This is a genomic window from Vibrio sp. OPT46, from assembly GCF_015163535.1.
Lineage (GTDB): Bacteria > Pseudomonadota > Gammaproteobacteria > Enterobacterales > Vibrionaceae > Vibrio > Vibrio alginolyticus.
On sequence record NZ_JADDYG010000359.1, the window covers coordinates 37,004 to 41,687 of the forward strand.

The following is a 4,684-nucleotide window of genomic DNA, read 5'->3' on the forward strand; positions in this document are numbered from 1 at the left end:
CTTTATTGCTGTGCTGGCTTACTGGTCGAAACCAACACCAGCACGTTTGGCGCTGATTGGTGTTGCTGTCAGCGCATTTTTAGCTAGCGGTATCGATTTTCTTCTGATTGTGCACCCTATTGAAATCAACACGGCGATGGTATGGCTAACCGGCAGTTTTTGGGGACGAAACTGGCAACAAGTGCCGTTTATTTGGAGTGCTTTATTGCTGCTACTACCATTGGCGTTTTGGCTGGCTTGGCGGCTAGATGTTATGGGACTGGGAGAAGAAAGCGCCACTACACTTGGCACGAAACCAAGACAGATCCAAATTATTGCGTTGATTGCTGCCGTGCTATTGGCGAGTATCAGTGTGTCTGTGGCAGGCACGATCAGCTTTGTTGGCCTGCTTGCGCCGCATCTTGCGCGTTTGCTGTTTGGCCACAACCACAAGTTGTTGATTCCAGCCGCTGCAACCCTTGGCGCTTTGTTGGTGATTTGCGCCGATGGTTTAGCGAGAGGCTTACAGCCACCAATTGAGCTACCAGCGGGAGTGCTGACATCTGTTATTGGCGCACCATATTTCATTTTTCTTTTGTATCGTTATAGAGGTTGGTAAGCATGTTACGAACGCAGAACTTATCCGTCGCGTACGGCAAACAGACCATCATTCCAGATCTCTCTTTGTCGATTCCTCAAGGTAAAATTACCGCACTAGTTGGTCCAAATGGTTGCGGTAAATCGACACTATTAAAAACCTTGGTACGCATCAATAAACCCGCTTCTGGCCAAGTGTTGTATGACGACAAACCACTAAGCAGCTACGGTGATAAACGCTTGGCGCGTTCGTTGTCTTTGCTGCCGCAGATTCTTGTCAGTCCTGAAGGTATTACCGTCAGAAAACTGGTCGAATATGGCCGCTCGCCTTATCTCTCTCATTGGGGCCGGTTAAGTCAACAAGACAAGACCTTAGTCGAGCAAGCAATGCAAGATACTGGCGTGATTGAGTTTGCTGACAAGCCAGTTGAATCGCTGTCTGGCGGTCAAAGGCAAAGGGCGTGGATTGCGATGGTAATGGCGCAAGATACCGACGTAGTGATGCTTGATGAGCCAACCACTTACTTGGATCTCTCTCACCAAGTTGAGCTGATGAAACTCATGAGGCAGATGAACGACAAAGGCAAAACAGTGGTCGTAGTGCTGCACGATCTAAACCAAGCGTGCCGTTACTGCGATCATTTGGTGGTGTTGGAAAAAGGTCAGTTAGTCACGCAGGGAACACCGCAAGAGGTACTGACAGAAGGTATGTTGGCATCGGTGTTTGATTTACAAGCGAGAGTATTTAACGACCCAATCTCAGGCACGCCGATGTGTGTGGCGGTGTAGGTTTACGTCTTTCGAAAGCTATCTGCAATAAAAACGTCGATCCATAAAAACAAACCCCGCTAGTAACAAAGTCGCTAGCGGGGTTTGTTGTTTTTAAGAGCGTCCTTAATGTGGCGTTTAAGCCAGTTTAAATGTTGCTACTTTCGAGTTGAGATCCTCAGCTTGCGATTTCAGCTCAGCAGATTGATTCATCGATTCTTCGGCACCAACTACCAAGTGATCGGTCACATCTTTAATGGACGTGACGTTTTGCGTGATTTCATTGGTTACGTGCGTTTGCTCTTCGGCGGCGGTCGCGATTTGCGTTGCCATATCGCTGATCAGCGCAACGGCCGCGTTGATTTCATCCAGAGCCAGTGCTGCGCGATCAGCATCTTCCACCGAACCTTGCGCGAGCTGAGAGCTTGTATCCATGATGGCCACTGCGCGTTGTGTGGTTTGCTGCAAGGTCTCGATCGTCGAGCGAATCTCTTCGGTTGAGGTGTGTGTGCGTTGTGATAGCACGCGAACCTCGTCTGCAACAACGGCAAAACCGCGACCTTGTTCACCTGCACGCGCCGCTTCAATCGCCGCATTCAGAGCCAGTAAGTTGGTTTGCTCTGCGATGTCTCGAATCGTTGATAGCACGGTTGAGATGTCTTGCGCGTGCTGGTTGAGCTCACCGATGACAACGCTCGCTTGGTTGACTTCAGAAGACAAATTATTGATGGACGATTTGGAATTGATCACCAACTCATGACCGTTTTGTGTGCTTGCTGAAGAGTCTTGAGCGGCTTTAGCCGTCTGCTCTGCATGTGCTGCAATCTCTTGCGTTGCTGATGCCATTTCAGTCACAGCGGTCGCCACCATAGTGATTTCTTGTTGCTGATGGTTCAGATCGGAAACCGATTGATTCGCGCGAGTCGTGCTCAGCTCCGATTGTTGGCTCAGTTCTTCCGCTTGGTGACGAATGTGACCAATAAGTTGCTGCAAACTTTCAACGAACTGGTTGAAGTTTTCAGCCAGCTCACCAACTTCGTCACGGTTTTCTACTTTGATGCGTTGAGTCAGATCGCCGCTACCGTTGGCGATTTGCGCAAGCGCATTCGAAACATTGTAGAGCGGACGGAACAAGATGTTACATAGCAGGTTAAACAAAGCCACACAGATAACGACGACGATAGTGGTTGCGATGATTTGATCCCAAACTGCATCGTAAAGTGGGGCAACCAACGAGTTTTGATCTAACACTGTGACCGTTGTGAGTTTGGTACCCTCTATGTGGCGCGCGTAAATCACATATTCGGTGCCGTTAATAGAGACGCGACGCTCTGTACCTGAACGTGCGGCAGACGTAATGTCGTTGTTGTTGAGGCCCAGCTTGCTAACCGGTTGATTCAGCAGTTTACCGTTGTTATGAGTGAAAATATTGCCCTGTTCATTGGCAATAAACATATAACCTTCACCCGGTAGGATCACTTGGTTGAGACTGTTCAGGATATCACCGATCTCTACGTCAGCACCCAGAACGACGGTTTGACCATGCAATTGCAGGGCTTTACCGAGCGACACGACGTTAGCCCCCGTGGCAGCTGCGACGGTCGGGTTATCCATAAAGACTTTCGATGGGTTGGCGATTGCATTGGTGTACCAGCCCCACTTACGAGGATCGTTATTACCTGGTGGCAAAACCACCCCATTAGCGTTGTCTTGTGACCCGTCCGGGTAAGCGAGGAAAACGTTATCGAACGCGCCAGAGTCTCGGACTTGTTTCAAATGCGTAACCAGAGAACGTTTCTCTGAATCAGAAGAGAGTGAAGTCAGTGCGCGCTCTTTAGAGAGTAGCCAGTCCTTTACGTATTGATTGTAAGATGCGCTAGTGCTTTCTAGTCGCTGTGCGACTTCGACATCGAGCCTATTTAATGAATCTCGAAAAGACAGCCCCTCTACCAGCACTCCCCCTAGAATGATGGCGGCACTGGCAGAGATTGCCAGTTTGTTTTTTAATGATAGATTTTTGAACATAAAGCGAATAATAGATCTTTGAATAATAGTTGTTGTGTTTTTATTCTCATCAGTGCTCTCTGCGCTGTTGAATATGCAGCAGAAAGTCAGATTCGAATCTGTTCAATAATTATATTTTATTGCTCAAAATAAATACTGACTCCATGTCGCGAATTTGAGTTTTACACCAAATAAGCAAAAGGATTTGGAACGATATTATTTATGTATTTGTAAAGTAAGGATTTGTCGATTTTTGTAAATGAGAATTGATTTCAATAAATGGTGATCTTTATCACATTTGCGTGTCTGATAATCCATTAAAAATGTGAAGGTTATAGCACCGGATATATATTGATTAGCTTAATCATTGTTATGGGCAATCGTTATGCGCAGTATATTGTTAGTCCCCGCGTTATTAGTGTCAGGGTGTGCTCTGATACAACAGTCGACGCCGATTCAACCTGACGCCAACTGGCACGTGGACCAGTTATCGAACGGTATGAAATACCATCTCTATCCAACAGAAGACCAAGAAGTCTCGGTCCGTTTGGTGATGAATATCGGCTCATTCCAAGAAACATCTTCTCAAAAGGGTTACGCTCACTTTGTTGAGCATATGGCGTTTAATGGTAGTGAGCATTTTACCGGTAACGACGTTGTCAAACTTTTTGAGCAATCTGGTGGTAGCTTTGGCGCTGATATCAACGCTTTTACCAGTTATCAGCAAACGTCTTACCAACTTGACCTTGCGAATAATACGAAGCTAGAAGATGCCCTGAAGTGGATGAGAGATATCGGTAACGGACTTGAGTTTGCTCCTGAGCAAGTAGAGAAAGAAAAAGGGGTGATTCTCGGGGAATGGCGACGTGCTAATCCAGATGATAAGTCCTTTTCTATGCATGCTTACCAAGCCTCGATTGAAGGCACTATGTATGGTGAGCATGACCCAATTGGTACTCGCGAAGCGATTCAAAATGCTTCCTCAAGTAAGTTAAAGGCGTTTTACGACAAATGGTACCAGCCACAAAATGCCGAGTTGATTGTGACTGGTAATATCGACGTAGATTCACTGTCCAAGATTATCAAAAGCAAGTTCTCGAACTGGGAAAGTACCTCGGATACGGTAATAGAGAAGCGCCGTGATATTCGAGTGAACAACGAAAACAGAATCTTGCCAAGTAACACGATGGAATCACCAAGTCTTCATTTAGTGATTGAGCGTGGTCTAAGTGGCGGCACGACGATTGAGCAACAACATGAAGTGTGGCGTGATGAAGTCGCAACACAACTCATTCAACAGCGTTTGATCCGTGTACTCAGTGATGCCGCTGAACCT

The 4,684-nt window shown here is 46.8% G+C and carries 4 protein-coding genes; 3 read left to right on the forward strand and 1 reads right to left on the reverse strand.

The window, feature by feature from the left end; all coding sequences use genetic code 11:
* A partial coding sequence (locus tag IQR33_RS33310) for a FecCD family ABC transporter permease (protein ID WP_228013942.1) occupies positions 1-598 on the forward strand: 598 nt, incomplete at its 5' end.
* A gap of 2 nt (positions 599-600) precedes the next feature.
* Entirely contained in the window at positions 601-1,365 is a 765-nt protein-coding gene (fecE, locus tag IQR33_RS16765; protein ID WP_054575393.1) for a Fe(3+) dicitrate ABC transporter ATP-binding protein FecE, read from the forward strand.
* A gap of 117 nt (positions 1,366-1,482) precedes the next feature.
* Here the strand turns inward: fecE and IQR33_RS16770 are convergent, their stop codons facing one another.
* Entirely contained in the window at positions 1,483-3,369 is a 1,887-nt protein-coding gene (locus tag IQR33_RS16770; protein ID WP_054575394.1) for a methyl-accepting chemotaxis protein, read from the reverse strand.
* A gap of 364 nt (positions 3,370-3,733) precedes the next feature.
* On the opposite strand from IQR33_RS16770, the gene IQR33_RS16775 reads away from it, so the two are divergent.
* Positions 3,734-4,684: M16 family metallopeptidase (locus tag IQR33_RS16775; protein ID WP_193843865.1), on the forward strand; the 951-nt coding region annotated here is incomplete at its 3' end.